This window comes from Nocardiopsis sp. iso_25, from assembly GCF_056173305.1.
Genome location: NZ_CM149667.1, coordinates 702,451 through 722,598, shown reverse-complemented (window position 1 = coordinate 722,598; position 20,148 = coordinate 702,451). Strand labels below are relative to the sequence as shown.

At 70.9% G+C, this 20,148-nt stretch carries 26 protein-coding genes; 3 read left to right on the top strand and 23 right to left on the bottom strand.

Translation table 11 applies throughout. The features are described from left to right. Positions 1 to 354: 354 nt before the first annotated feature. The gene (locus AC0VX6_RS03385; protein WP_475467356.1) at positions 355 to 1,119 is read right to left on the bottom strand and encodes a crotonase/enoyl-CoA hydratase family protein; all 765 of its coding nucleotides are present in this window, start codon (positions 1,117 to 1,119) and stop codon (positions 355 to 357) included. 10 nt (positions 1,120 to 1,129) lie between these two features. Beyond that, a complete protein-coding gene (locus AC0VX6_RS03380) occupies positions 1,130 to 1,903 on the bottom strand; it encodes an SDR family NAD(P)-dependent oxidoreductase (protein WP_274976149.1) in 774 nt (257 codons plus the stop codon). 202 nt (positions 1,904 to 2,105) lie between these two features. Here AC0VX6_RS03380 and AC0VX6_RS03375 point away from each other — a divergent pair, with 202 nt between their 5' ends. Then, complete coding sequence (locus AC0VX6_RS03375; RefSeq protein ID WP_475467355.1) at positions 2,106 to 2,690, top strand: Uma2 family endonuclease; 585 nt, start codon at positions 2,106 to 2,108, stop codon at positions 2,688 to 2,690. Positions 2,691 to 2,752: 62 nt separating this feature from the next. On the opposite strand, the gene AC0VX6_RS03370 is transcribed toward AC0VX6_RS03375, so the two are convergent. The 5 genes from AC0VX6_RS03370 to AC0VX6_RS03350 all read right to left on the bottom strand — a co-directional run bounded on the left by AC0VX6_RS03370 (position 2,753) and on the right by AC0VX6_RS03350 (position 7,473). Beyond that, positions 2,753 to 3,787 (bottom strand): ROK family glucokinase, encoded by a 1,035-nt coding sequence (locus AC0VX6_RS03370; RefSeq protein ID WP_475467354.1) that lies wholly within the window; start codon positions 3,785 to 3,787, stop codon positions 2,753 to 2,755. Between the two features lie 107 nt (positions 3,788 to 3,894). After that, positions 3,895 to 5,232, bottom strand: coding sequence for a phosphoglucosamine mutase (glmM, locus tag AC0VX6_RS03365; RefSeq protein WP_013156147.1), 1,338 nt, complete (start codon positions 5,230 to 5,232; stop codon positions 3,895 to 3,897). Positions 5,233 to 5,396: 164 nt separating this feature from the next. Beyond that, positions 5,397 to 5,906, bottom strand: a complete 510-nt coding sequence (gene rpsI / locus AC0VX6_RS03360; RefSeq protein WP_017567323.1) for a 30S ribosomal protein S9 — start codon at positions 5,904 to 5,906, stop codon at positions 5,397 to 5,399. A gap of 37 nt (positions 5,907 to 5,943) precedes the next feature. After that, on the bottom strand, positions 5,944 to 6,393 hold the full coding sequence (gene rplM, locus AC0VX6_RS03355) for a 50S ribosomal protein L13 (protein WP_019610106.1): 450 nt from the start codon (positions 6,391 to 6,393) through the stop codon (positions 5,944 to 5,946). Positions 6,394 to 7,029: 636 nt separating this feature from the next. Continuing rightward, positions 7,030 to 7,473 (bottom strand): hypothetical protein, encoded by a 444-nt coding sequence (locus AC0VX6_RS03350; protein WP_475467353.1) that lies wholly within the window; start codon positions 7,471 to 7,473, stop codon positions 7,030 to 7,032. 357 nt (positions 7,474 to 7,830) lie between these two features. Between AC0VX6_RS03350 and AC0VX6_RS03345 the strand changes: the two genes are divergently transcribed. After that, positions 7,831 to 8,787, top strand: coding sequence for a hypothetical protein (locus AC0VX6_RS03345; protein ID WP_475467352.1), 957 nt, complete (start codon positions 7,831 to 7,833; stop codon positions 8,785 to 8,787). Between the two features lie 136 nt (positions 8,788 to 8,923). Further along, positions 8,924 to 9,622, top strand: a complete 699-nt coding sequence (locus AC0VX6_RS03340) for an NUDIX hydrolase N-terminal domain-containing protein (protein WP_475467351.1) — start codon at positions 8,924 to 8,926, stop codon at positions 9,620 to 9,622. Between the two features lie 166 nt (positions 9,623 to 9,788). On the opposite strand, the gene truA is transcribed toward AC0VX6_RS03340, so the two are convergent. The 16 genes from truA to rplF form a co-directional block, all read right to left on the bottom strand. Next, positions 9,789 to 10,628, bottom strand: a complete 840-nt coding sequence (truA, locus tag AC0VX6_RS03335; RefSeq protein WP_475467350.1) for a tRNA pseudouridine(38-40) synthase TruA — start codon at positions 10,626 to 10,628, stop codon at positions 9,789 to 9,791. A 114-nt stretch (positions 10,629 to 10,742) separates the two neighbouring features. Continuing rightward, on the bottom strand, positions 10,743 to 11,285 hold the full coding sequence (gene rplQ / locus AC0VX6_RS03330) for a 50S ribosomal protein L17 (protein ID WP_274976143.1): 543 nt from the start codon (positions 11,283 to 11,285) through the stop codon (positions 10,743 to 10,745). Between the two features lie 70 nt (positions 11,286 to 11,355). Further along, on the bottom strand, positions 11,356 to 12,378 hold the full coding sequence (locus AC0VX6_RS03325) for a DNA-directed RNA polymerase subunit alpha (RefSeq protein ID WP_013156139.1): 1,023 nt from the start codon (positions 12,376 to 12,378) through the stop codon (positions 11,356 to 11,358). Between the two features lie 173 nt (positions 12,379 to 12,551). Continuing rightward, positions 12,552 to 12,956, bottom strand: a complete 405-nt coding sequence (gene rpsK / locus AC0VX6_RS03320; protein ID WP_013156138.1) for a 30S ribosomal protein S11 — start codon at positions 12,954 to 12,956, stop codon at positions 12,552 to 12,554. 71 nt (positions 12,957 to 13,027) lie between these two features. Next, a complete protein-coding gene (rpsM, locus tag AC0VX6_RS03315; RefSeq protein WP_013156137.1) occupies positions 13,028 to 13,408 on the bottom strand; it encodes a 30S ribosomal protein S13 in 381 nt (126 codons plus the stop codon). A gap of 220 nt (positions 13,409 to 13,628) precedes the next feature. Beyond that, positions 13,629 to 13,742 (bottom strand): 50S ribosomal protein L36, encoded by a 114-nt coding sequence (gene rpmJ / locus AC0VX6_RS03310; RefSeq protein WP_013156136.1) that lies wholly within the window; start codon positions 13,740 to 13,742, stop codon positions 13,629 to 13,631. A 47-nt stretch (positions 13,743 to 13,789) separates the two neighbouring features. Continuing rightward, complete coding sequence (gene infA / locus AC0VX6_RS03305) at positions 13,790 to 14,011, bottom strand: translation initiation factor IF-1 (RefSeq protein WP_013156135.1); 222 nt, start codon at positions 14,009 to 14,011, stop codon at positions 13,790 to 13,792. 300 nt (positions 14,012 to 14,311) lie between these two features. Further along, a complete protein-coding gene (locus AC0VX6_RS03300; RefSeq protein WP_274976142.1) occupies positions 14,312 to 14,776 on the bottom strand; it encodes a DUF1707 domain-containing protein in 465 nt (154 codons plus the stop codon). Positions 14,777 to 14,836: 60 nt separating this feature from the next. Continuing rightward, positions 14,837 to 15,661 carry a type I methionyl aminopeptidase gene (gene map, locus AC0VX6_RS03295; protein ID WP_274976141.1) on the bottom strand — a complete coding sequence of 275 codons (825 nt, stop codon included), beginning with the start codon at positions 15,659 to 15,661 and terminating at the stop codon, positions 14,837 to 14,839. Then, positions 15,661 to 16,320 (bottom strand): adenylate kinase, encoded by a 660-nt coding sequence (locus AC0VX6_RS03290; protein WP_475467349.1) that lies wholly within the window; start codon positions 16,318 to 16,320, stop codon positions 15,661 to 15,663. Before AC0VX6_RS03290 ends, map begins: the two co-directional genes overlap by 1 nt. Further along, entirely contained in the window at positions 16,321 to 17,634 is a 1,314-nt protein-coding gene (gene secY, locus AC0VX6_RS03285; RefSeq protein WP_013156131.1) for a preprotein translocase subunit SecY, read from the bottom strand. It abuts the gene before it with no gap. A 279-nt stretch (positions 17,635 to 17,913) separates the two neighbouring features. After that, positions 17,914 to 18,378 carry a 50S ribosomal protein L15 gene (gene rplO / locus AC0VX6_RS03280; protein WP_274976139.1) on the bottom strand — a complete coding sequence of 155 codons (465 nt, stop codon included), beginning with the start codon at positions 18,376 to 18,378 and terminating at the stop codon, positions 17,914 to 17,916. Continuing rightward, the gene (gene rpmD / locus AC0VX6_RS03275) at positions 18,375 to 18,560 is read right to left on the bottom strand and encodes a 50S ribosomal protein L30 (protein WP_013156129.1); all 186 of its coding nucleotides are present in this window, start codon (positions 18,558 to 18,560) and stop codon (positions 18,375 to 18,377) included. The genes rplO and rpmD overlap by 4 nt, the downstream gene beginning before the upstream one ends. A gap of 2 nt (positions 18,561 to 18,562) precedes the next feature. After that, positions 18,563 to 19,165 carry a 30S ribosomal protein S5 gene (gene rpsE / locus AC0VX6_RS03270; protein ID WP_013156128.1) on the bottom strand — a complete coding sequence of 201 codons (603 nt, stop codon included), beginning with the start codon at positions 19,163 to 19,165 and terminating at the stop codon, positions 18,563 to 18,565. A 49-nt stretch (positions 19,166 to 19,214) separates the two neighbouring features. Then, positions 19,215 to 19,595 (bottom strand): 50S ribosomal protein L18, encoded by a 381-nt coding sequence (gene rplR / locus AC0VX6_RS03265; RefSeq protein WP_047869964.1) that lies wholly within the window; start codon positions 19,593 to 19,595, stop codon positions 19,215 to 19,217. Positions 19,596 to 19,597: 2 nt separating this feature from the next. Next, on the bottom strand, positions 19,598 to 20,134 hold the full coding sequence (gene rplF / locus AC0VX6_RS03260) for a 50S ribosomal protein L6 (RefSeq protein WP_274976138.1): 537 nt from the start codon (positions 20,132 to 20,134) through the stop codon (positions 19,598 to 19,600). Positions 20,135 to 20,148: the final 14 nt, after the last annotated feature.

The following is a 20,148-nucleotide window of genomic DNA, read 5'->3' as shown; positions in this document are numbered from 1 at the left end:
GGCCGCCGGGGCCGCGCCGGGGAGGGGAACCCCTCGCACGCGGGCGCGCGGGCGGACGCGCGCTCCCGCGAAAGCACCCCCACCTCGGACATGTCGGCCGAGCGGGGGCCCGGCCGCGGCGCCCTCAGCGAACCCGCCGGGGCACCCGCCGCGGCGGTCCCCGTTCCGTGGGGCCGAAGGGAACGGCGCGCCTTGGATCCCGTCACGCCGGTCCGTGACGCACAACACTCCACGGCGGCCGGGGCCCTCCGCAGCTCAGGGCACGTGCGCGCACCGGCTCCCGCCGCGGCGCGCCCGACAGCGCGCGGCGGCCGCCCCCGGGCGGGGGGACGGCCGCCGCAGGGCGTCCGGGGCCTACTCGCCCCTCCACACGGGGGCGCGCTTCTCGGCGAAGGCCGCCGCGCCCTCCATGGCGTCGTGGCTGACGAACACCGGACCCGTCAGCTCGTTCTGCCTCTCCCACATCCGCTCGGTGGGCCAGTCGTCGGAGGAGGTGATGACCTCCTTGGACACCCGCACCGCCAGCGGGCCGTTGGCCGTGATGCGGGCCGCCAGCTCGCGTGCGCCCTCCAGGGCCCCGCCGCTGGCGGTGACCCGGTTGACCAGTCCGAGCTCGGCCAGGCGCGGGGCCTCGACGAAGTCGCCGGTCAGGGCGAACTCCATCGCGATGTTGCGCGGGATGCGGTGCTGGAGGCGCAGCAGGCCGCCCGCACCTGCGACCAGGCCGCGTTTGACCTCGGGGATGCCGAACCTGGCGTCCTCGGCGGCCACGACCAGGTCGCAGGCGAGCACGGCCTCGAACCCGCCCGCGAGGGCGTACCCCTCCACGGCGGCGATCAGCGGCTTGCGGGGCGGGCGCTCGGCGAAGCCGCCGAACCCGCGTCCCTCCACCAGCGGGACCTCGCCGCGCATGAAGGCCTTGAGGTCCATCCCGGCGCAGAAGGTGCCGCCCGCGCCGGTGATGATGCCGACACTCAGGTCCTTGCGCGCGTCGAGGTCGTCGAGCGCCTCGGCGACGCGTGCGGCGACCGCGGCGTTGACCGCGTTCCTGGCCTGGGGCCGGTTGATGGTGATGACGGCGACGCCGTCCTCGGCGGTGTAGAGAACCTCGTCGGACACGGTGCCCTCCCTACTTCGGCGGCATGCGCAGCGCGCCGTCGATGCGGACGACCTCGCCGTTGACGTAGCTGATCTCCAGCAGGGCCCGGGCGAGCCGACCGAACTCCTCGGCGGTGCCCAGGCGCTTGGGGAAGGGCACCGGCGCGGCCAGGCGCTGCTTGAACTCCTCGGCGGCCTCGCCCTCGCCGTAGATGGGCGTCTCCAGGATTCCGGGGGCGATGGTGTTGACCGTGATGCCGACGGCCGCGAGGTCGCGGGCGGCCGGGAGGGTCATGCCGATGACGCCGCCCTTGGAGGAGGAGTAGGCGATCTGGCCGATCTGGCCCTCGATGCCCGCGAGGGAGGCGGTGTTGACGATGGAGCCGCGCTCGCCGTCCCCGTTGACCGGCTCGGTTCTGGCGATCTCGGCCGCGGACAGGCGCAGCACGTTGAAGGTGCCGATGAGGTTGACCTGGATGACCTTCTGGTAGCTGTCCAGGTCGTGGGGGTTGCCGCTGCGGTCGACGGTGCGGGTGGCCCAGCCGATGCCCGCGCAGGACACGGCCGCCCGGAAGGGTTTGCCGGTGTCGACGGCGGCCTGGACCGCAGCCTTGACCTGGTCCTCCCGGGAGACGTCGGTGCGCACGAAGACACCGCCGATCTCCTTGGCGACCGCCTCCCCGCGCTCGGCGTTGAGGTCGGCGACGACGACGGTCGCGCCCGCGGAGGCGAGCTCCCTGGCGGTGGCCTCGCCCAGGCCACTCGCGCCGCCCGAGACGAGGGCGGAGATTGCGTTGAGATCCATGGCGGCACTCTACAGAGGATGCGGCCTCCGCACTAGAACCAGGTTCGGTTAATTGCGGGTAGCCCCTCCGAACAGGACTTTCGTCCGAGAACCGGGGTTCTTCGCGGAACCTCCGCACACCGTCGTCACGGAGCGCTACCGTCCTGTCATGGCGATGACGACCGCATTAGCATGGGCTCAGGAATCGACCCGGGAGGTTTCGATGACCGCTGAGCCGCTCCCCGACTGGTTCATGCCCCCGCCCGGCGGCTGGACCGCCGACGACATGGACGACCTTCCCCCGGGAGCGCCCCGGATGGAACTCATCGACGGAGCGCTCATCGTGTTCTCCCCCCAGATCCGCTTTCATTCACGGGTCAAGCGACGTCTTTCCACCGTGCTGGAGGACGTGCTGCCCCCGGAGCTCGCCGTGGACGAGGAGATGACGATCAAGCTGGGTAAGCGCCAGCGCCCGGAACCCGACATCCTCGTCTACCGCGACACCGATGACCCAGAGGTAGGGGACATCCGGAGCTACTACACCCCGGACGAAGTCCTGCTCGCGGTCGAGATCGTGTCCGAGGAGTCCCAGGACCGTGACCGCTCCACCAAACCCCTCAAGTACGCGCAGGCGGGCATCCCCCACTTCTGGCGGATCGAGCGGGAGGACGGTGGCCCGGCCGTCTACGTCTACGAGTTGGACGGCACGAAGGAACCCCGCTACATCCCTGTCACCGTCGCTCGGGAACGCCTCAAGCTGGACCTGCCGTTCCCGATCGACATCGACGTGAGGGCGCTGTCCCGCTAGGTCCCGCGCAACGCGGCGCGCGGCACCCTCCGGCCGCGCGCCGCCGCCCCCGACGGAACCGGTCAGCCCTGACTCCTGCCGAAACGCCCCAGGCGGCGCTGTCGACGCCGCTGGTGCCACCGGGGCAGCGCCTCCCGGGCCAGGTCCGCGGCGCCGATGAGGCCCGCCTCGTTGCCCAGCTCGGCCGCCGCCACCCGGGCCTCGGGACGGTAGCCGCGCCCCGTGAGGTTGCGCCCGAACGCCTCCCTCGCGGGCTCCAGCAGCAGCTCCCCCGCCTCGGACACGCCGCCGCCCACGATGAACAGCTCCGGGTCGAACGCCGCGGCCAGGTTGGCCAGGCCCGAGCCCAGCCATCCCCCCGCCTCGCGCATCAGCTCCACGCACGCGCGGTCGCCCTTGCGCGCCAGCTCGCTGACCAGCGGCCCGGTGATCTGGGCGGCGTCGCCGCCCACCGCCTGGTGCAGGGCCTCCGCCACCGGCGACTGCGAGGCCACCAGCTCCCGCGCCTCCCTCGTCAGCGCGTTGCCGCTCGCGTACTGCTCCCAGCAGCCCCGGTTCCCGCACTCGCAGCGGTGGCCGCCCGGCACCACCGTCATGTGCCCGAACTCCCCGGCCAGTCCGTACCGGCCCCGGTGCAGGCTCCCGTCGAGCACGACCGCGCCGCCGATGCCCGTACCCAGGTTCACCACCACGACGTTGTCCACGCCCCGGCCCGCCCCGGCGCGCACCTCGGCCCAGGCGGAGGCGTTCGCGTCGTTCTCCACCACCACGGGCAGCCCCAGCCGCAGGGCCAGGGCGTCGCGCAGCGGCTCCCGGCGCCAGGACAGGTGCGGGGCGAACAGCACGTTGGCCCGCCGCTCGTCGACGAAACCGGCGGCGCCCACGCCCACGGCGCGCACCCGGAACTCCCGGCGCAGCTCCCGCACCACCGAGACGATCGTGTCCTCCACGACCGCGGGACTCTTGCTGCGCTCGGGGGTCTCCGTGCGCAGCCGGGCCAGGATGCGCCCGCCGGGCGTCACCACACCGGCGGCCACCTTCGTCCCTCCGATGTCCACCCCGATCGTCAGGGCGTGCCCGTACCGCGTGTCCGCCACCGTGACCAACTCCACCGCCTCGGACCCGCGCTCCGCGGGTCAGCCACACATGAGAACGCGCACCCGGCCGTCCGCGTGCCCGGGTGCGCGTGGAAGGAGTCCTGCCCTCAGCCGAGCGCGGAGCGCACCACGGCGGCCAGCCGCTCGGCCACCGCGGTGGCCTGCTCCTGCTCCGGCGCCTCGACCATGACCCTGACCTTGGGCTCGGTCCCGCTGGGCCGGATCAGCACCCGGCCGGTCTCGCCCAGCTCCTCCTCGGCCTCGCGCACGGCCGCCGCGAGCTCCGCGGAGTCCTTGGCGCGGGCCTTGTCCACGTCGGGCACGTTGACGAGCACCTGCGGCAGGCGGGTCATCACCTTGGCCAGCTCCGCCAGGCCCTGCTCGCGGTGGGCCATCGCGGCCAGCAGGTGCAGGCCGGTCAGGACGCCGTCGCCGGTGGTGGCGTGCTCCAGCAGGATCACGTGCCCGGACTGCTCGCCGCCCAGGCCGAACCCGCCGCGCTTCATCTCCTCCAGCACGTAGCGGTCGCCCACCGCGGTCTCCACCACGGTGATGCCCTCGCGCTCCATCGCCAGCTTCAGGCCCAGGTTGGACATGACCGTGACCACGAGCGTGTCCTGGGCGAGCCTGCCCTCCTCCTTGGCCTCGGTGGCCAGGATCGCCAGGATCTGGTCGCCGTCCACCACGCGACCCTCGGCGTCCACGGCCAGGCAGCGGTCGGCGTCGCCGTCGTTGGCGATACCGGCGTCCGCGCCGTGCAGGCGGACCGCCTCCTGGAGCACCTCCAGGTGGGTGGAGCCGCACCCGTCGTTGATGTTGTGGCCGTCCGGCTGGTCGCCGATCGCCACGACCTCCGCGCCCGCGCGGCGCAGGGCCTCGGGCGCGACCAGGGCGGAGGCGCCGTTGGCGCAGTCCACCACGACCTTGAGGCCCTTGAGGCTGTGGGGCACCGAGGCCAGCACGTGCTCGACGTAGCGCTCGGCGCCGTCGTCGGCGTCTGTGACCCGGCCGACGAGGTCGCCCACGGCGGGGGTGGAGGGCACGCCGAGCATGCCCTCGATCTCCTCCTCCAGGGCGTCCTCCAGCTTCTGGCCGCCCCGCGCGAAGAACTTGATGCCGTTGTCGGGGGCCGGGTTGTGGCTGGCGGAGAGCATCACGCCGAAGTCGGCGCCGAGCGCGCCGGTCAGGTAGGCCACGGCAGGGGTGGGCAGCACGCCCACGCGCACCACGTCCACGCCGGTGCTGGCCAGGCCCGCGACGACGGCGGCCTCGAGGAACTCGCCGGAGGCGCGCGGGTCGCGACCGACCACGGCCTTGGGCCGCGCCCCGTCACCGCCGCGGGTCAGCACCCGCGCCGCCGCGACGGACAGCTCCAGCGCGAGGGCGGCGGTCAGGTCCCGACCGGCGACACCGCGTACACCATCTGTTCCGAACAGCCGAGCCACAGGCGGACAGCCCCTTTCGAAGACGGCGCCGGGTCGTGGCGCCGGTGGAGTAGCGAGGGTGGCCCAGACAAGCCACCGGGAAAACCGAAGGCCCGTACGCCGTCCCGGTGGTGGGAACGGCGTACGGGCCGAAGCTCAGCCGAGCGGGTGCCGGCGCATGAGCACTAGCGCTTGGAGAACTGGGGAGCCTTGCGCGCCTTCTTGAGACCGGCCTTCTTGCGCTCCACCTCGCGGGCGTCGCGGGTCAGGAAACCGGCCTTCTTGAGGGTCGGGCGGTTGTTCTCCGGGTCCAGGGACGCCAGCGCACGGGCGATGCCGTGGCGCAGGGCGCCGGCCTGGCCGCTGGTGCCGCCGCCGTCGAGACGGGCGAAGACGTCGTAGGCGCCGTCGAACCCGAGGGAGACGAACGGCTCCTTGATGGTCTGCTGGTGGACCTTGTCCGGGAAGTACGCCTCAAGCGACTTGCCGTTGACCTTCCACTCGCCCGCGCCGGGGGCGATGCGGACACGGGCGACGGCCTGCTTGCGTCGACCGGTGCCGGCGCTGGGGCCGGACGCGGTGGGGACGTAGGCGGCGGCGTTCTCGTCGGACTCGCTGGTGTACTCGGAGGGGAACTCCTCCGGGTTCTCCACGTACTCCTGCTCGACGTCTTCGATGCCGGTGGGCTCGACCACGGTTCTCCTCGTGCTCTCTGTAAAAGTCTGCGAACGCCTAGGCGGGCTGCTCGATCTTGGTGATTTCGAACGCAACCGGCTGCTGGGCCTGGTGCGGGTGCTCCGGACCGGCGTACACCTTGAGCTTCTTGGCCATCTGGCGGCCCAGGGAGCCCTTGGGGAGCATGCCCTTGACGGCCTTCTCGATGGCCCGCTCGGGGTTCTTCTCCAGCAGGTCGGCGTAGGAGACGGAGCGCAGGCCGCCCGGGTAGCCGGAGTGGCGGTAGGCGCGCTTCTGCTCCAGCTTCTTGCCGGTCAGGGCGACCTTGTCGGCGTTCACGACGATCACGAAGTCGCCGGTGTCGATGTGGGGCGCGTAGTACGGCTTGTGCTTGCCCCGAAGCAGCGTGGCAACCTGGCTCGCCATACGCCCGAGCACGAGATCGGTAGCGTCGACAACGTGCCACTGACGCTGGACATCGTTTGGTTTGGGGCTGTATGTGCGCACGATCGTTTGCCTTCGCTCTTCAGTCGGCTGCCCCATCCCGTGCGGGGATGGGGGACTCGTATACACACCCGCGGTTGCGGGGGCGTCTGGCCGGATATCCCGTGCCATGTCACAGGACTCTCCGAATGGTGAGTGCGCAGACGATGGTGCGTGGATCGGCGCCCGGCGATCGGGGCCCACGGCAACTCAACGCACAACGACGGAATATCCTACCTGGCCACCGCCGCGCAGGTCAAAGCCAGCGGCGGGGCGGACCGGCCGGACCGCGCTCGGCGGGGAAAACACCGGCACGGGGTCACATCCGTGACCTCTCCGTCTTTTATTATGCCCGTTGCCGGGAGTGCTTCGTCCTGTTCCCGCCCCTGCGTTGGCTACGCTTGCACCGAAAGGCCGGTCTGCTCCCGTTATGACGGGCACCGACACGGCCTTGGAGACGCCCGTCACGGTCGCCGAAACCACGGGAACCCGGAACGGACGGCACCGCGCGGCCCAGGCCACGTGCCGGTGGACCGCGGCCCAGTCCCACCCCCAGAGCCCTCGGAGACTCCCATCAGTACCCATCCGAACCAGCCACAGTACGGTCCCGACGGCAGACCCGTCGGGCCGGAGGCCGGTGACGGCCAGGACCTGCTCGGGTCAGCGCCCTCCCATGCCGAGGGCCAGCATCCCACATCGGGGCCACAGCAGACACATGGCGCGCCCCCGCCCGACCAGCATCCCCCGTACCAGCAGCACCACTCTCCCACGCAGCCGAGCGGCCCCCAGATACCGCCGTACGGCCAGGGCGGGCAGCAGCACGGCTACCCCGGCGGCGTCCGTCAGGACCTCCACGGCGGACCGAGCGGCCCGCAGGCCCCGCCCCAGCCCCCGAGCGGCCCGCAGAGTCCCCAGAACCCGCAGTACGGCCAGGGCGGGCTGCCCCAGGGCGTGCCCGGCTACCCCGGCGGCCAGGCGGGCGCGCCCACCGGCGGCCAGGCCCCTCATCGTCCGGGGCAGCCCCAGCAGGGCACCGGCGGCCAGCAGGCGCCCGTGCACCCCGGACAGCCTCCTCAGGGCACCGGCGGCCAGTTCCCGCCGCACGGGGCCCCCACCGGCGGCCAAGCGCCGATGCAGGCGCCCACCGGCGGATACCCCTCGCACCAGGCCCCTACCGGCGGCCACCAGTCGCACCAGGCTCCCACCGGCGGCCACCCGGGCATGGGCCAGCAGCCGGGCCCGCACGCGCCCCCCGGACAGAACGCCGCCCCGGGCCGCCCCGGGCCGCCCCTTCCGCCCGGAGCGCTCCCTCCCGGCGCCCCCGTGCCGCCGCACGCCCCCGGCCAGCACCCCGGACCCCAGGGCCCCGTCCCCGGGTTCCCCCCCGGCGCGCAGGGCGTGCCACAGGGCCGTCCCGGCGCTCCCGGCCACCCCGGAGCGCCCGTCGGCCCTCCCCCCGGCATGCCCCCCGGTTCGGCGCCCCCGACCGCCCAGCAGGCCTTCCAGGGCCCGCCGCAGCCCCCCGCCGCGCTCCCGGCGCCCGGCCGGGAGGAGCCCGTGTTCCCCCCGGACGCGATGGGCGCCACGCAGCACATCAGCCCCGTCCCCGGCTCCGTCCCCGCCTCGCCCGGCGGCCGTCCCCTGTTCCGGGACGAGGTCCCCGACGACGCCGGTGTGGACACCGCGCAGTTCGACGCCCAGGGGATCAACGACTACGACGACTACGACGGCTACGACGACGACCGGTACGGTGACGGCGGCGCGGACGCGCGCGCCCGCAAGCGCCGGATCATGATGATCGCCGGTTTCGCCGCGCTGCTCGTCCTCGCGGGCGGCGGGACGTTCTTCCTCGCCACCAGCATGGGCTCGGGGGGCGCGAACGCCGCGACCGTCGCCGACGAGGCCGACGACCCGGGCGCGCTCGACGCGGAGGCCCTCTTCCCCGAGAGCATGGAGGTCGAGGGCCAGGGCACGTTCACCCGCGTGGCCGTCGAGGACACCGAGGACTGCGCCGCCGGGGCCCACGGCGACTACGGCCAGGTGCTCGCCGACAACGAGTGCCGCCAGATGGTGCGCGCCTCCTACCTCAGCGAGGACGAGGGCCACGCGGTGACCGTGGGCGTGGCCGCCATGCCCACCGGCGAGGAGGCGACCACCGCGATGGAGGCCCAGGACCTGGTGGCCGCGCAGTGGTTCGCCGGTCTGCCCGGCGAGGAGGGCAGCCCCGCCGAGCGCCTGGGCCACTCCGGCGGCCACGGCAGCAGCGGCCAGTGGGGCCGTTACCTGCTCTTCTCCCTGGCGGCCAACAGCGACGGCACCGAAGAGGGCGGCGAGAGCGAGTCCGCCACCGAGCTGCGCGCCGTCAGCGAGGGCTTCCTGCAGGAGGCCCACACCGGCCTCAGTGAGAACCGCGGCTGAGCGGTCGTCAGCACCAGTGGGGGGCACCCGGCGACCGGGTGCCCCCTCTTCGTGTCCGCGGGCGGGTTCCGTCGGCGCCCGCGGCGGGCAGGAGTCCCTGCGGGCCGGTCCGCGAGCCCCGGAGGAGGGCGTGACGATGACGGAACCCGCCGAACGGATCCGGCGCATCGCGATGGAGCTGACGGCGCAGTCGGAGTCGGGGCTGGCGTACAGCACCAACGAGTTCGACATCGGGCGGTTCCACCGCGTCGGCGCCCTGGCCCGCGACCTGATGCAGATGGTGGCCGCCGGGGAGCTCCCCGGGTACGAGCCCGAAGTGGCCTCGGCCGCCGGTTACACCACTCCCAAGCTCGACGTACGCGGCGGCGTCTTCGACCCCTCCGGCCGGGTCCTGCTCGTCCGCGAGATCTCCGACGGCCACCGCTGGACCCTGCCCGGCGGGTGGTGCGACGTCCTGGAGAGCCCCAGGGAGGCGATCGAACGCGAGGTCCGCGAGGAGGCGGGGCTGGCCGTGCGGGCGATCCACCTGGCCGGGGCCCTCGACCGGCACCTGTGGCCCCACGTGCCGGTCTACGACCGCCACATCTACAAGCTCCTGTTCGTGTGCGCGCCGCTGGCCGACCACGCCCCCGCCTCCGGCGGCACCGGGACCGGCGGTCCCGCCTTCGGCAGCGACGGGACGGGCGACCGCGCCTTCAGCAGCGCCGAGACCAGTGCCAGAGCATGGTTCGACGTGGACGACCTGCCAGAGCTGTCGGTGTCGCGGGTGCTGCCCGAGCAGATCGCACTGCTGCACCGGCACTGGGCCGACCCGGGACCGGCACACGTCGACTGAAGGGCGCGATGGGTGTCGGACGCCCCTCCCCCGTCCACAGGCCGGATTCCGCGCTCCCGCGGGGCCCGGCGCGGCTCTAGCCTGGTAAAAAAGGGGGGGTCCCACCCCCGGCGCCTCGTGCTGCCCGCACCCTCGAAACTCCCGCGGCCCCGGGGCCGCGGCCTCCTCAGGCCGAGTGGCCCCGGCACGGCAGCTCCCGCACGCGGCGGGTCGCCGAGGCGCGCACGGCCAGCTCCTCGTCGGCCGGGTAGCGCACCTCCTCCAGGCTGAGTCCCTGCGGCCCCACCACGTGCACCGACGAGTCCCGCGTACCGGCGCCGAGCACCTTCCCCGGCCAGTCCACGTCCCTGCGCCCGTCGCCCACCGCCAGGAGCGCGCCCACGAGCGCGCGCACCATGTTGTGGCAGAACGCGTCCGCCTGGATCGTCCCGTGCAGCAGGTGCTCGTCCACCCGGGCCCACTCCAGGCGCAGCAGCTCCCGGATGGTCGTCGCGCCCTCGCGCTTCTTGCAGAACGCCGCGAAGTCGTGCTCGCCCACCAGGCGCTCCGCCGCCGCGTTCATCCGGTCCACGTCCAGCGGGCCGCGGTGCCACAGCACGTCCCGCCGCAGCAGCGGGTCCACCCCGTAGGGCCCGTCGCTCACCCGGTACAGGTACCGCCGGAACAGCGGCGAGAACCGGGCGTCGAACCCGGGCGGCGCCAGCCGCGCCGCGCGCACCCGCACGTCCTTGGGCAGCACCCCGGCCAGGCGCCGGAGCACGCGCTCACCCTCGCTCTCCCACGTGCGCGCTGGGATGTCGGCCTGCGCCACCTGCCCCCGCGCGTGCACACCGGCGTCCGTGCGCCCCGCGCACGTCAGCGACACCTCCGGCAGGCGCAGCACACGCGCCAGCGCCGCCTCCAGCTCGCCCTGCACCGTGCGCCGGCCCGGCTGCGCGGCCCACCCGGAGAAGTCCGTGCCGTCGTAGGCCACGTCCAACCGCACCCGGACCGTCGTCTCGTCCATTACCCGCCACTCCTCCGCGTCCACGAAAAAGACGAGTGCCCGACCCCCGCGGGGATCGGGCACTCGCCGAGCGGTGCGTGCGCGGGACGCGTCGGCGCCCCCGCGCCCCGCACGCTACTTGTCGTCAGCCGGGCCCTCCGCCTGGGCCGTCTCGCCGGCCTTGGCGGTCTGGTCGGAGGTGGTGTCCTCCGCCGGCTGGTCGCCGGCCTCGTCCGCCACGGCGGTCGCGTCGGCCTTGGGCTCCTCGGCCTCGGGCTCCTGCGCGGCGGGCTGGGCGGCCGGGGCCGCGGCCTGGGCGCTCAGGGCCTCGACCAGCTCGATCACGGCCATCGGGGCGTTGTCGCCCTTGCGCGGACCGATCTTGGTGATCCGGGTGTAGCCACCGGGACGGTTCTCGTAGCGCGGGCCGATCTCGGTGAAGAGCTCGTGCACGACGGCCTTGTCCGTGATCTTGGTCAGGACCTGGCGGCGGGCGTGCAGGTCACCGCGCTTGCCGAGGGTGATCAGCTTCTCCGCGTACGGGCGCAGGCGCTTGGCCTTGGCCTCGGTGGTGCGGATGCGGCCGTGCTGGAACAGCGAGGTGGCGAGGTTCGCCAGGATGTGCCGCTCGTGAGCGGGCCCGGAACCCAGACGGGCGCCCTTGGTAGGCGTGGGCATGGTGTCGTTCTCCTAGTGATGCGGTCCGCGGCCGCACTCGGCCGGGGACCATGTGGGCGACGAAGGTCGGTTAGTACTGCTCCGTCTCGACGAAGGACTCGCCCTCGTCGTCCTCGGAGCTGTAGGAGTCGGCCGCCGAGCTGGGGTCGAATCCGGGCGGGGAGTCCTTCAGCGACAGGCCCATGTCGACGAGCTTCTGCTTGACCTCGTCGATGGACTTGGCACCGAAGTTGCGGATGTCCAACAGGTCCTGCTCGGAGCGGGCAACCAGCTCACCGACGCTGTGGATGCCCTCACGCTTGAGGCAGTTGTAGGACCGGACCGTGAGGTTGAGGTCCTCGATCGGCAGCGCCAGGTCCGCCGCCAGGGCGGCGTCCGTGGGCGACGGGCCCATGTCGATGCCCTCGGCGTCGACGTTGAGCTCACGCGCCAGACCGAACAGCTCGACCAGGGTCTTGCCCGCGCTGGCGACCGCGTCCCGGGGACGGATGGCCGGCTTGGTCTCGATGTCGACGATCAGGCGGTCGAAGTCGGTGCGCTGCTCGACACGGGTGGCCTCGACCTTGTAGGTCACACGCAGGACCGGGGAGTAGATGGAGTCGATCGGAATGCGGCCGATCTCCTGTCCCGCCTGCTTGTTCTGCGTCGCCGAGACGTAACCGCGGCCGCGCTCGACCGTCAGCTCCATCTCCAGCTTGCCCTTGCCGTTGAGCGTGGCGATGTGCAGGTCGGGGTTGTGCACCTCGACACCGGCCGGCGGAGCGATGTCCGCGGCGGTCACCACACCGGGGCCCTGCTTGCGCAGGTACATCAGCACCGGCTCGTCGTGCTCGGAGCTGACGACCAGGCCCTTGAGGTTGAGGATCATCTCGGTGACGTCCTCCTTGACACCGGGCACGGTGGTGAACTCGTGCTCGACGCCCTCGATGCGGATGCTCGTGACAGCCGCGCCGGGGATGGAGGACAGCAGGGTGCGCCGAAGCGAGTTGCCGATGGTGTAGCCGAAGCCCGGCTCCAGCGGCTCGATGACGAACTTCGAGCGCAGGTCCGAGGAGGCTTCCTCGGTGAGCGTGGGACGCTGTGCGATCAACATGGTCCGTGTCTTCCCTTCCACATGGCCGCCCGCTATTTGACGGCCACCCGGCGGACACCACATCGGTGTCCGCTACTCGGATTCCTACCCCGTCCGCGCGGGCCCCTCTCAGGGGAGCGCGCGGAACCAGGCGCGGCGCCCGCGCGGGTAGGTGCGCGGGCGCCGGTGCGGGATCAGACCCGGCGGCGCTTGGGCGGACGGCAGCCGTTGTGCGGAACCGGCGTCACGTCCTGGATGGAGCCGACCTCCAGCCCGGTCGCCTGGAGCGAGCGGATGGCGGTCTCCCGGCCCGAGCCCGGGCCCTTCACGAAGACGTCCACCTTGCGGACGCCGTGCTCCTGGGCGCGGCGGGCAGCGGCCTCGGCGGCCATCTGCGCGGCGTAGGGGGTCGACTTGCGCGAACCCTTGAAGCCCACCTGGCCGGAGCTGGCCCACGAGATCACGGCACCGGTCGGGTCGGTGATGCTCACGATCGTGTTGTTGAACGTGCTCTTGATGTGAGCGTGCCCGTGGACAATGTTCTTCTTTTCCTTGCGGCGCACCTTGCGCGCGGCACCCTGACGGCCCTTAGGCGGCATGAGCGAAACTCCCAGAGATCATCGGTCCGTTGTCGTTCCCGGACGCGTGTTTACAGTCCAGTCCGAGCGGACTACTTCTTACCGGCCTTCTTCTTACCGGCCACGGTCTTCTTCTTGCCCTTGCGGGTGCGCGCGTTGGTCTGCGTGCGCTGACCGCGGACCGGGAGCCCACGGCGGTGGCGGATGCCCTGGTAGCTACCGATCTCCATCTTGCGGCGGATGTCGCCCTGCACCTCACGGCGCAGGTCACCCTCGACCTGGTAGTTGGAGCCGATCCACTCGCGCAGCTTGACGAGGTCTTCCTCGGTCAGCTCGTAGACGCGCGTGTTGCCGTCGACGCCGGTGCTCTTCAGGGTCTCCAGGGCGCGGGTGCGCCCGATCCCGAAGATGTACGTGAGAGCGATCTCCACCCGCTTGTCGCGGGGAAGGTCAACGCCTTCGATACGTGCCATGTGGGCGAGACTCCTAATGCCCTATGCGGAGGTCTGGCCCGTTCCACCCTCTCGTCGCCCAATCGACGAGGCCCCGGCCTCCGACCGGGGGTGGCTCCCGCGCCGCACTGGCGGCGGGAGTCGGAACAGGTTTTCGTTGTGTCGTGCGCCCGGTGCGGTGCTGGCGCACCGGCCGGGCCGATCGCGGTGTGTGAAGCCGCGGCGAGCGGAGCGGGGGTGACTAACCCTGGCGCTGCTTGTGCCGCGGGTCCGAGCAAATGACCATGATCCGGCCGTTACGGCGGATCACGCGGCACTTCGCGCAGATCTTCTTCACGCTCGGCTTGACCTTCATGGTGACTCCGAACTCATACTCTCCCGGGCCGCGAGGCCCGTGAGGGGCTACTTGTAGCGGTAAACGATGCGCCCGCGCGTGAGGTCGTACGGGCTCAGCTCCACGACGACGCGGTCGTCGGGGAGAATACGGATGTAGTTCATCCGCATCTTGCCGCTGATGTGGGCAAGGACCTGGTGCCCGTTGTCGAGCTCTACCTTGAACATAGCGTTGGGTAGGGACTCGACAACGGAACCCTCGATCTCGATGGCGCCGTCTTTCTTGGCCATGTCCTTCCACGCCTCGCTCATCGTTTGGTTGATCAGGACAACCCGACGCGACCCCAGTGGCCCCGCATGACGCTACGGCCCCGGCAACGGCGGATGGCCGTCACCGACGCCGAGGGACACTGGAAGTTCAGGCCAACTGCAAAAGGCGAACGTCGGTTGGAGGACGTGGCGCGAAGAAGGCAGACTGACCCAACAGCCCGCGTATGGGCATGGACAGTCTATCCCCTTCCGGCAAGTGCTCCTGACCGCCGAACGGAGCACCCTACCGCACCGGAACGAGGGCGGGCACGGACCCCGGACCTAGGGCGTCCCGTCGCCGTCGGAGTGGTGCTTCTGCCCGGCCAGGACCCCCACGGTCACCATGCCCATCACGATGCCCCACGGCCCCATGACCCACAGGAACCACGGGTAGTCGTAGTCGGTGGTGAGGAACAGGATCAGCCAGATGACGAAGCACAGGATGTTGACCCCCGCGTAGAGGGCCCACGGCACCATCAGAACCGGGTCGCGCATGCTGATCGCAGGGGTCACCGCGAAATCCTCGTCCCGGGAGGCGGCACCGCGGATGTCGGCGAGGTCGCGCTCGGGGAGGTCGTTGGTGACCGTGGCCAGCTCACCCGTGGTCCTGGCCTTGTAGACGCGGCCGAGGCGGTCGGTGAACTCCTCGTGGTCCAGCCGCCCCTGGGCGAAGTGCTCCTGGAGGAGCTGGGCCACGCGGTCGCGTTCCGCGTCGGACGTTCGTATCGACGGCACCGGGTCGGACACTGCGCGCACCTCGCATCTTCACCCGGAAGCGGCCCCCGCGCTCCGCACGGGAGGAGACCCCTACCAGGTCGGCTGGACGAACCCCATGTCGGCGATTTTATCCCGATCGGACTCGCGCGCGGTCAGCACCACGGGCCCGTCCGCGGTCACCGCGACCGTGTGCTCGAAGTGCGCGGCGCGCCCGCCGTCGCGGGTCACCACGGTCCAGCCGTCGTCGAGCTGCACCACGTCGTGGCGGCCCAGGGTGGTCATCGGCTCGATCGCCAGGCACATGCCCTCGACCAGCCTCATGCCCTTGCCGCGCTTGCCGTAGTTGAGCACGTGCGGGTCCATGTGCATCTCGGTGCCGATGCCGTGGCCGCCGTACTCGCGGACGTTGCCGTAGCCGCCGTTGCGGGAGATGTGGCCGCCGATCGCGTAACCGATGTCACCCAGGCGCCTGCCCGGACGCAGTTCGGCGATCCCCTGCCACATGGACTCCTCGCAGACCTCCATCATGCGCAGGTCCTCGGGGCGGCCCTCGCCGACCGCGACGGTGATCGCCGAGTCGCCGTGCCAGCCCTCCAGGACGGCCCCGCAGTCGATGGAGATGATGTCGCCCTCGGCCAGCACCCGCTGCGCGCTGGGGATGCCGTGGACGACCTCCTCGTTCACCGAGGCGCAGATGGAGCCCGTGAAGCCGTGGTAGCCCTTGAAGGAGGGGACGGCGCCCGCGTCGCGGATGACCTTCTCCGCGAGGGAGTCCAGCTCCAGGGTCGACGCTCCGGGCCGCACCGCGGCCCGGAGCGTGTCCAGGGCGCGGGCCACGACCTGGCCCGCCGCCCTCATCATGGCGATCTGCTCCGGAGTCTTGATCTGCACGTCCGGATCGGCCTTGCGGAACATCAGGAGCCGGCCCCGACCTTGTCGATGGCGGCCTTGGCACGGGCCGTCACCTCGTCCACGGTCCCCGTGGCCGCGATGGTGGCCAGCAGGCCCTCCGCCTCGTAGAACTGCACCAGCGGAGCGGTCTGCTCGCGGTAGACCTCCAGGCGGTGCCGGATGGTCTCCTCGCGGTCGTCGTCGCGCTGGTACAGCTCGGCGCCCTCGTTGTCGCACCTGCCCGCGATCTTCGGGGCGTCGTACTCCACGTGGTACACCTGGCCGCACTCGGGGCACGAGCGGCGGCCCGAGAGGCGTTTGACGACCTCCTCCTCGTCGACCCTCAGCTCCAGGACGACGTCCAGGGTGGTGTCGAGGTCGGCGAGGATGCCCTTGAGCGTCTCGGCCTGCGGGACGTTGCGCGGGAAGCCGTCGAGCAGGAACCCCTCGGCGGCGTCCTCCTGCGCCAGTCGGTCCTTGACCATGGCGTTCGTGACCTCGTCGGGGACGAGGTCACCGCGGTCCATGTACTCCTTGGCCTTCTTGCCGAGGTCCGTCTTGCCGCTGACGTTGGCCCGGAAGATGTCACCCGTGGACACCTTGGGGATCGACAGCTCGGACGCGAGGATCTGGGCCTGGGTGCCCTTGCCGGCCCCAGGCGGCCCCACCAATACTGCTCGCATTTATCGCAGAAAACCTTCGTAGTTCCTCTGCTGGAGGTGACTCTCGATCTGCTTCACCGTGTCCAGCCCGACGCCGACCATGATCAGGATGCTCGTCCCTCCGAAGGGGAAGTTCGCGCTGGCGCCGGTGGCGCCGAGGGCGACCATCGGCAGGAGAGCGATCACACCCAGGTACAGGGATCCGGGGGTCGTCAGCCTCGTCAGCACGTAGTCGAGGTACTCGGCGGTCGGACGCCCTGGTCGGATACCCGGGATGAACCCACCGTACTTCTTCATGTTGTCGGCGACCTCAGCGGGGTTGAAGGTAATCGCCACGTAGAAGAACGCGAAGCCGATGATCATGACGAAGAACGTCGCCATGTACACGGGGTGGGTGCCGGTGAGGAAGTAGTCCTGCACGAAGGTCACCACGGGGTGCGTGGAGTCCTGTCCCATGAGGCCCACGAGCAGCTGCGGCAGGTACAGCAGCGAGGAGGCGAAGATCACGGGGATGATGCCCGCCTGGTTCACCTTCAGCGGGATGTAGGTCGAGCTGCCGCCGTACATGCGGCGGCCGACCATGCGCTTGGCGTACTGCACCGGGATGCGGCGCTGGGCCTGCTCCATGAAGACCACCGCGGTGATGAGCACCAGGCCGGCGATGCAGATGAGGGAGAAGACCCAGATCGAGCGCTCCTGGAACAGCGCGACCATGGAGGAGGGGAACATCGCGATGACCTGGGTGAAGATCAGCAGCGACATGCCGTTGCCCACGCCGCGCTCGGTGATGAGCTCGCCGAACCACATGATGATGGCGGTACCGGCGGTCATCGTGAACACGATGGTCACCAGGGTCAGGATGTCCTGGTTGGGCATGTAGGAGCTGACCGGGATGGCCCCCTGGAACAGGGCGCCCGTCCGGGCCATGGCGACGATGCTGGTGGCCTGGAGGACACCGAGCATGAGCGTCAGGTAGCGGGTGTACTGGGTGATCTTGCTCTGCCCGGACTGGCCCTCCTTCTTGAGGGCCTCCAGACGGGGGATCACCACCGTGAGCAGGTTGATGATGATGCTCGCGGTGATGTACGGCATGACCCCGAGCGCGAACACCGCCAGTTGCAGCAGGGCACCGCCGCTGAACAGGTTGACGAGCGCGTACACACCGGACTGGTCCGAGGAGGTGATCGCCTCCATCTGGTCCCTGATCGCCGCGGAGTTGATACCCGGCGCCGGGATCACCGAGCCCAGACGGAAGATCGTCAGGATGAACAGTGTGAACAGCAGCTTGTTGCGCAGGTCGGGCGTGCGGAATGCACGAACGAACGCACCTAGCACGTCTCCTCCTGCGCAGCTTCGGCGGCGGAACGGGTTCCAGACATCGCGGCCGATCCTGAATCGTCGTAGAACGTCAGCTCCGGGCGGTCGCCCGTTGCTCGGAAGTATTCACAGTACGTCAAGCGGTGAACTCAAACAGATGGCACTGTAACAGTGATCACTCCGCAGTTGAGTTCGTGAGTCATAACGATCACCGCTCACAACACGCGGGGGCGTCCGCCAGCCGGTCCTAGACCTGCCGGGCGGACGCCCCCAGTCGCTTCATCGCGGGGAAGACCCCTACACCTCGGTGGTGGAGCCACCGGCGGCGGAGATCTTCTCCTTCGCCGAGGAGGAGAACGCGTGCGCGCTCACCTGCACGGCGACGGAGATCTCACCCGTGCCCAGCACCTTGACGGGCTGGTTCTTGCGAACCGCGCCCTTGGCGACCAGGCTCTCGACGGTGACCTCGCCACCCTCGGGGTAGAGCTCGCTCAGCCGGTCCAGGTTGACGACCTGGTAGGTCGTCTTGAACCGGGCGTTGCTGAAGCCCTTGAGCTTGGGCACCCGGCGGATGAGGGGCATCTGCCCGCCCTCGAAGCCGGGGCGGACGGTGTTACGAGCCTTCGTGCCCTTGGTGCCGCGACCGGCGGTCTTGCCCTTGGACGCCTCGCCGCGACCCTTGCGGATCTTGGCCTTGTTGGAGCCCGGGGCGGGACGCAGGTGGTGCAGCTTGAGCAGCTCGTCGGGGTTGTAGTCGCTCATTCGGCAACCTCCTCGACAGAGACGAGGTGCGCGACGATCGTGATCTGCCCGCGAACCTCAGGGCGGTCCTCACGGACGGTGGACTTGCCGATCCGGCCCAGACCGAGCGACTGGAGAGCAGCGTGCTGCTTCACCTTGCCGCCGATCTTGGAGCGGGTCTGCGTGATCTTGAGCTTGGCCATGGTCAGGCTCCTGCCTTCGCCTCAGCGCGAGCACGCAGCATGGCAGCCGGGGCGACGTCCTCGATCGGCAGGCCACGGCGGGCGGCGATCTCCTCGGGCTGGTTGATGCCCTTCAGAGCCGCCACGGTGGCGTGCACGATGTTGAGCGGGTTGGACGAGCCGAGCGACTTGCTCAGCACGTCGTGGATGCCGGCGCACTCCAGCACGGCGCGCACGGGACCACCGGCGATGACGCCGGTACCCGGGGCGGCCGGACGGAGCAGGACGACGCCGGCCGCGTCCTCGCCCTGGACCCGGTGCACGATCGTGCCCTGGATGCGGGGGACGCGGAAGAAGTTCTTCTTCGCCTCCTCGACACCCTTGGCGATCGCGGCCGGGACCTCCTTGGCCTTGCCGTAACCGACACCGACCATGCCGTTGCCGTCGCCGACGACGACCAGGGCGGTGAAGGAGAAGCGACGGCCGCCCTTGACGACCTTCGCGACCCTGTTGATGGTCACGACCTTCTCGATGTAGGAGACACCCTTGTCTGCGGCGCCGCCGCGGCGATCGTCACGGCGATCACGCCGCTCGCCACCGGCGCCGCGCCGCGGTGCTGCAGCCATCAGTGGTTCCTCTTCTCGTGGTTGATCTTGGCCGTTGCAGAGGTCATCGCTAGAACTCCAGCCCGCCCTCGCGCGCCGCGTCGGCGAGCTTGGCGATACGACCGGCGTACTGGTTGCCACCGCGGTCGAAGACGACCGAGGAGACACCGGCGGCCTTGGCGCGCTCGGCGATGAGCTGACCGACCTTGACGGACTTGTCGGACTTGGTGCCCTCGTCAACGCGCAGGTCGGCCTCGACGCTGGAGGCGGCGGCCAGGGTGTGACCCCTGGTGTCGTCGATGACCTGCGCGACGATGTGCTTGGAGGAGCGGAACACGGCCAGGCGCGGACGCTCGGCGGTACCCACGACCTTCTTGCGGACGCGGAACTGGCGGCGCGCACGGGAGGTGGCGCGCTTGGTGGTCCGCTTGCGGCTCACGGTGCTACCCATGCCTACTTACCAGCCTTTCCGGCCTTGCGGCGGATGTGCTCACCCTGGTACCGCACGCCCTTGGCCTTGTACGGGTCAGGCTTGCGCAGACCGCGGATGTTCGCGGCGACCTGGCCCACCAGCTGCTTGTCGATGCCCTCGACGTGGAGGATGGTCGGCTTCTCCACGCGGAAGCTGATGCCCGCGGGGGGCTCGACCACGACGGGGTGGCTGTAGCCCAGCGAGAACTCCAGGTTGGAGCCGCGGGCCTGGACGCGGTAACCCACACCGTGGATCTCCAGCGTCTTGGTGTAGCCCTTGGCCACGCCCTCGACGAGGTTGGCGATGAGCGCACGGGTCAGACCGTGCAGCGAGCGGTTCTCCGGCTTGTCGTCCGGACGCGCCACCGTGAAGACCCCGTCCTCCAGGGACACGGTGATCGGCTCGGCGACGGTGTGCTTCAGCTCGCCCTTCGGACCCTTGACGGTGACGTCCTGCCCGTTAATCGTGACTTCGACGCCCTTGGGGACCGAGAGCGGCAGTCGACCGATTCGCGACATGCTTCAATCTCTCC

What these genes read in the sequence shown, in the direction of transcription:
- AC0VX6_RS03380 (WP_274976149.1), bottom strand. Translation starts at nt 1,903, where the DNA reads ATGGATCTCAACGCAATCTCCGCCCTCGTCTCGGGCGGCGCGAGTGGC.
- AC0VX6_RS03375 (WP_475467355.1), top strand. Translation starts at nt 2,106, where the DNA reads ATGACCGCTGAGCCGCTCCCCGACTGGTTCATGCCCCCGCCCGGCGGC.
- AC0VX6_RS03345 (WP_475467352.1), top strand. Translation starts at nt 7,831, where the DNA reads ATGCCCCCCGGTTCGGCGCCCCCGACCGCCCAGCAGGCCTTCCAGGGC.
- AC0VX6_RS03340 (WP_475467351.1), top strand. Translation starts at nt 8,924, where the DNA reads ATGACGGAACCCGCCGAACGGATCCGGCGCATCGCGATGGAGCTGACG.
- truA (WP_475467350.1), bottom strand. Translation starts at nt 10,628, where the DNA reads ATGGACGAGACGACGGTCCGGGTGCGGTTGGACGTGGCCTACGACGGC.
- rplQ (WP_274976143.1), bottom strand. Translation starts at nt 11,285, where the DNA reads ATGCCCACGCCTACCAAGGGCGCCCGTCTGGGTTCCGGGCCCGCTCAC.
- AC0VX6_RS03325 (WP_013156139.1), bottom strand. Translation starts at nt 12,378, where the DNA reads ATGTTGATCGCACAGCGTCCCACGCTCACCGAGGAAGCCTCCTCGGAC.
- rpsK (WP_013156138.1), bottom strand. Translation starts at nt 12,956, where the DNA reads ATGCCGCCTAAGGGCCGTCAGGGTGCCGCGCGCAAGGTGCGCCGCAAG.
- rpsM (WP_013156137.1), bottom strand. Translation starts at nt 13,408, where the DNA reads ATGGCACGTATCGAAGGCGTTGACCTTCCCCGCGACAAGCGGGTGGAG.
- rpmJ (WP_013156136.1), bottom strand. Translation starts at nt 13,742, where the DNA reads ATGAAGGTCAAGCCGAGCGTGAAGAAGATCTGCGCGAAGTGCCGCGTG.
- infA (WP_013156135.1), bottom strand. Translation starts at nt 14,011, where the DNA reads ATGGCCAAGAAAGACGGCGCCATCGAGATCGAGGGTTCCGTTGTCGAG.
- map (WP_274976141.1), bottom strand. Translation starts at nt 15,661, where the DNA reads ATGTTCCGCAAGGCCGATCCGGACGTGCAGATCAAGACTCCGGAGCAG.
- AC0VX6_RS03290 (WP_475467349.1), bottom strand. Translation starts at nt 16,320, where the DNA reads ATGCGAGCAGTATTGGTGGGGCCGCCTGGGGCCGGCAAGGGCACCCAG.
- rplO (WP_274976139.1), bottom strand. Translation starts at nt 18,378, where the DNA reads ATGAGCGACTACAACCCCGACGAGCTGCTCAAGCTGCACCACCTGCGT.
- rpmD (WP_013156129.1), bottom strand. Translation starts at nt 18,560, where the DNA reads ATGGCCAAGCTCAAGATCACGCAGACCCGCTCCAAGATCGGCGGCAAG.
- rpsE (WP_013156128.1), bottom strand. Translation starts at nt 19,165, where the DNA reads ATGGCTGCAGCACCGCGGCGCGGCGCCGGTGGCGAGCGGCGTGATCGC.
- rplR (WP_047869964.1), bottom strand. Translation starts at nt 19,595, where the DNA reads ATGGGTAGCACCGTGAGCCGCAAGCGGACCACCAAGCGCGCCACCTCC.
- rplF (WP_274976138.1), bottom strand. Translation starts at nt 20,134, where the DNA reads ATGTCGCGAATCGGTCGACTGCCGCTCTCGGTCCCCAAGGGCGTCGAA.